The 4614-nt window shown below is 59.0% G+C and carries 4 protein-coding genes; all 4 read right to left on the reverse strand.

Annotation, left to right across the window (positions count from 1 at the left end; all coding sequences use genetic code 11):
• Positions 1-52 precede the first annotated feature (52 nt).
• Positions 53-955 carry a GTPase Era gene (gene era / locus HU811_RS25190; RefSeq protein ID WP_047228883.1) on the reverse strand — a complete coding sequence of 301 codons (903 nt, stop codon included), beginning with the start codon at positions 953-955 and terminating at the stop codon, positions 53-55.
• The gene (gene rnc / locus HU811_RS25195) at positions 948-1637 is read right to left on the reverse strand and encodes a ribonuclease III (RefSeq protein ID WP_047228882.1); all 690 of its coding nucleotides are present in this window, start codon (positions 1635-1637) and stop codon (positions 948-950) included. Before rnc ends, era begins: the two co-directional genes overlap by 8 nt.
• Before the next feature lie 184 nt (positions 1638-1821).
• Positions 1822-2676 (reverse strand): signal peptidase I, encoded by an 855-nt coding sequence (gene lepB / locus HU811_RS25200; protein WP_092456362.1) that lies wholly within the window; start codon positions 2674-2676, stop codon positions 1822-1824.
• 5 nt (positions 2677-2681) lie between these two features.
• Positions 2682-4481: a translation elongation factor 4 gene (lepA, locus tag HU811_RS25205; RefSeq protein ID WP_047228880.1), complete on the reverse strand. Its 1800-nt coding sequence runs from the start codon at positions 4479-4481 to the stop codon at positions 2682-2684.
• Positions 4482-4614: the final 133 nt, after the last annotated feature.

The following is a 4614-nucleotide window of genomic DNA, read 5'->3' on the forward strand; positions in this document are numbered from 1 at the left end:
TATCGCGAGCAGGCTCGCTCCCACAATGGAATTCATGTACTCAAGTAAAGGGTTACAGGTCGCCGTAACCCAACGACCGCAGCGCCCGCTCATCGTCGGACCAACCGCCCTTCACCTTGACCCACAGGTTGAGCATGATCTTGGAGTCGAACAGCAGTTCCATGTCTTTGCGCGCCTCGGTGCCGATGCGCTTGATACGCTCGCCCTTGTCGCCAATGATGATTTTCTTCTGGCCGTCGCGTTCGACGAGGATCAGCGCATGGATGTGCAAGGTCTTGCCCTGTTGCTTGAACTCTTCGATTTCCACGGTGATCTGGTACGGCAGCTCAGCGCCCAGTTGGCGCATGATTTTCTCGCGCACCAGTTCGGCGGCCAGGAAGCGACTGCTGCGGTCGGTGATCTGGTCTTCGGGGAAGAAGTGATCGTTTTCCGGCAGGTGCTCGGCGATCACCCGCTCCAGCGCATCGAGATTGTGACCGTGCTGGGCCGAGATGGGCATGATCTGAGCGTTCGGCAACTGCTCCTGCAACCAGCTCAGGTGCGGCATCAGCTCAGCCTTGTCTTCGATGCGGTCGGTCTTGTTCAGTGCCACGATCAGCGGACCGGTCACGTACTGGACACGTTCGAGAACCATCTGGTCTTCTTCGGTCCACTTGGTGCGATCGACCACGAAGATCACCACGTCGACGTCTTTCAACGCCGCCGAAGCGGTCTTGTTCATGTAGCGGTTCAGGGCCTTTTCGCCGCCCTTGTGCATGCCGGGAGTATCGACGTAGATCGCCTGGACGGCGCCTTCGGTCTTGATACCCAGCATGTTGTGGCGGGTGGTCTGGGGCTTGCGCGAAGTGATCGCCAGCTTCTGGCCCAGGATGTGATTGAGCAGCGTGGACTTGCCCACGTTCGGCCGACCGACAATGGCGACATAGCCGCAGCGGGTGACGGTTGTATCAGTCATTGCCATTCTCCACGCCCAGGGCTATCAGTGCTGCGGCGGCCGCTACCTGTTCGGCAATACGACGACTCACACCCTGACCCCGGCTTTTTTCATTCAATAAGACCACTTCGCATTCGACGAAGAAGGTTCGGCAATGCGGCTCGCCCTGGATATCCACTACTTCGTAACGCGGCAGCTCGCAACTGCGCGATTGCAGGAATTCCTGCAAACGGGTTTTCGGGTCCTTGTTGGTGTCCACCAGCGTCAGGCTGTCGATCTCGGAGGTCAGCCAGGCCAGCACGCGCTCGCGCGCCATTTCCATGCCGGCGTCCAGGTAGATCGCGCCAATCAACGCTTCCAGGGCATCGGCCAGAATCGACTCACGACGGAAACCGCCGCTCTTCAATTCACCGGAGCCCAGGCGCAGGTACTCACCCAGGTCGAAACCGCGGGCCAGCACGGCCAGGGTCTCACCTTTGACCAGGCGCGCGCGCAAACGCGACAACTGGCCTTCCCGAGCCAGCGGGAAGCGTTCGAACAACGCCTCGCCCGCCACGAAGTTGAGGATGGCATCACCCAGGAATTCCAGGCGTTCGTTGTTGCGCCCAGCAAAACTGCGGTGAGTGAGAGCCAGAAGCATCAGCTCCTGATCCTTGAAAGTGTAGCCGAGCTGACGCTCGAGACGGCTTAGAGAAACGCTCACGGTTTACCCACGCTGAGTTCGTGGCTGGATTCCACCACCACGGCCGCGAAGCGCCGTTGGCTTGGGACAATTAACGCTGTGTTCAAAAATGACGTCCTGACTATCGTTGGCTTCATGCCTTCGGGCAACCTTGTACAGGCTCCAGAAATGCATTCGGCGCTGTGTTCAACAGCGCCGTGTGTGATTACTTGATCAGGCCAACCCGCGAGAAATTCGGCAGGTGACTGAGTTTGGGTTCCGGCCAGCTCATCCAGACCGCAAAGGCCTTGCCGACGATATTACGGTCGGGGACCATGCCCAACATGTCCTTGGGAATGTTCGGATCATCCCAGTACCGGCTGTCGTTGGAGTTGTCGCGGTTGTCGCCCATCATGAAATAGTGCCCGGCCGGCACCGTCCACGAACGGTCCGGCGCGGCGCGGTAGCGGCTCATTTCCTTGCGGATCAGGTGTTCGGCCTCGCCGAGTTTTTCCTGGTAGAGCTCAGCGCTGCCCAGCGTGCCCGGCTCGGAGCCGATCAATTGCTCGGCCACCGGCTCGCCGTTGACGAACAGGCGCTTGTCGGCGCTGTAGCGAATCTTGTCTCCCGGCAAGCCGACCACACGCTTGATGTAGTTGACGCTCGGATCGCTTGGAAAGCGGAACACCATGACATCGCCGCGTTGCGGGTCACCGATTTCGATGACCTTCTTGTCGATCACCGGCAAGCGGATCCCGTAGGAGAACTTGTTCACCAGGATGAAATCGCCCACATCCAGGGTCGGTTTCATCGAGCCGGACGGGATCTGGAACGGTTCCACCAGGAACGAGCGCAGCACCAGTACGATGAACAACACCGGAAAGAACGACTTGCCGTATTCGACCAGCAGCGGTTCCTTGTTGAGTTTTTCGACCACCACCCCATCAGGCTGGCTGACGCTGCCCTGATAGGAGGCGATGGCAGCCCGGCGCCGCGGCGCCAGGAACAACAGATCAAGCAACGCCAACAGGCCGCAGACGAACACGGCGATAACCAGCAACAGCGGGAAATTTAGCGACATAGGACCTAACTATCCAACCTGAGCACCGCAAGGAAGGCTTCCTGTGGAATTTCCACGTTACCGACCTGCTTCATGCGTTTTTTACCGGCCTTCTGCTTTTCCAACAGCTTGCGCTTACGGCTGACGTCGCCGCCATAGCATTTGGCCAATACGTTCTTTCTGAGCGCCTTGACGGTTGTACGCGCCACAATCTGCCCACCAATGGCGGCCTGGATTGCCACATCGAACATCTGCCGCGGAATCAGTTCCTTCATCTTCTCGGTCAATGCACGACCTTTGTAGTGCGCGTTGTCACGGTGCACGATCAATGCCAGGGCATCGACTTTCTCACCGTTGATCAGCACATCCAGCTTCACCAGATTAGCCGATTGGTAACGATCGAAATGATAGTCCAGCGAAGCATAGCCGCGACTGGTGGATTTCAGGCGATCGAAGAAGTCCAGCACCACTTCGTTCATCGGCAGATCGTAGGTCACCTGGACCTGGGTACCGAGGAACAGCATGTCGTGCTGCACGCCACGCTTTTCGATGCACAGGGTAATGACGTTGCCAAGATGCTCCTGCGGCACAAGGATGTTGGCCCGCACGATCGGCTCGCGCATATCCTCGATGGCCGACAGGTCCGGCAACTTGGACGGGTTGTCTACGTAGATGGTTTCGCCGTTCTTGAGCAGCAGCTCGAAAATCACCGTCGGCGCCGTGGTGATCAGGTCCAGGTCGTACTCGCGCTCCAGGCGCTCCTGGATGATCTCCATGTGCAGCATGCCGAGGAATCCGCAACGGAAGCCGAAGCCCAGCGCATCGGAGCTTTCCGGCGTGTATTGCAGGGATGAGTCGTTCAGGGTCAGCTTTTGCAGGGCTTCGCGGAAATCCTCGAAGTCGTCGGAGCTGACCGGGAACAGGCCGGCGTAGACCTGGGGCTGGATACGCTTGAAGCCGGGCAGCACATCGACGTCGGGGGTGGAGCTCAAGGTCAGGGTGTCACCGACCGGCGCACCGTGAATGTCCTTGATGCCGGCGATGATGAAACCCACTTCACCGGCCTTCAGATCGACGGTGGCGGTATGTTTCGGGTTGAAGACACCGACGCTGTCCACCAGGTGGATCTTGCCGGTGGATTTGACCAGGATCTTGTCACCCTTCTTGACGCGGCCGTGGCGCACGCGAACCAGGGAGACAACGCCCAGGTAGTTGTCGAACCAGGAATCGATGATCAACGCTTGCAGCGGATCTTCGATGTTGCCGGTCGGCGCAGGAATGGTAGTCACCAGGCGCTCGAGCACTTCGTCCACGCCCAGGCCGGTCTTGGCGCTGCAAGTGACCGCGTCGGTGGCATCGATGCCGATGATTTTCTCGATTTCTTCCTTCACGCGGTCCGGATCGGCCTGGGGCAGGTCGATCTTGTTCAGCACCGGCATGACTTCCAGACCCTGCTCGATGGCCGTGTAGCAGTTGGCAACCGACTGTGCCTCGACGCCCTGGCCGGCATCGACCACCAGCAATGCACCTTCACAGGCCGCCAGCGACCGGCTGACTTCATAGGTGAAGTCGACGTGGCCCGGGGTATCGATGAAGTTCAGCTGATAGGTAATGCCGTCGCGGGCCTTGTAGTAGAGCGTAACGCTGTGGGCCTTGATGGTGATCCCGCGCTCACGCTCCAGATCCATGGAATCCAGGACCTGGGCTTCCATTTCACGCTCGGCCAGGCCGCCGCACATCTGGATGAAGCGATCAGCCAGCGTCGACTTGCCATGGTCAATGTGGGCGATGATGGAGAAATTGCGGATATGACTCAAATCACTCACGGATCAACACTCAAAAAGGCTGCAGGCATGGCCCGCCGAAAAATAGCCGGGAATTGTACCTGATAGACCGTGCAAGCGTCACGTTCGCCTATCGATGAGCACGTGTGGCGAGGGAGCTTGCTCCCGCCGGGCT

The organism is Pseudomonas tehranensis (genome assembly GCF_014268615.1).
Classification (GTDB): Bacteria; Pseudomonadota; Gammaproteobacteria; order Pseudomonadales; family Pseudomonadaceae; genus Aquipseudomonas; species Aquipseudomonas tehranensis.